Raw genomic sequence first — 239 nt, 5'->3', positions numbered from 1 at the left:
AACTTTTTGACTTATCTTCAGAATGAGGTTAAACCCAAAACGACGGCAGGTAATGTTACATTTACTAAAGCAGATGGAACTGCAAGTAATGTGCAGGATACTGTTACTGCATTAAACTCCGCTTTAGGAAATTATTGGATTCAGGCTGGAAGGGTAACAATTACACCAAAACCAAATGAACCCACATCAAAACGGGTAACATTTCCAAAACCATTTAAGGAAAAGGCACATGTTTCGCT

General features: G+C 38.1%; 1 pseudogene. It reads left to right on the top strand.

The window, feature by feature from the left end:
* A pseudogene (locus CI595_RS26505) lies at positions 1-239 on the top strand (hypothetical protein); the annotation flags it as partial.

Source organism: Blautia hominis (assembly GCA_002270465.1).
In the GTDB taxonomy this organism is placed as follows: domain Bacteria; phylum Bacillota; class Clostridia; order Lachnospirales; family Lachnospiraceae; genus Blautia; species Blautia hominis.
Note: the sequence above shows the minus strand (reverse complement) of the source record. Positions and strands in the feature narration are given on the sequence as shown.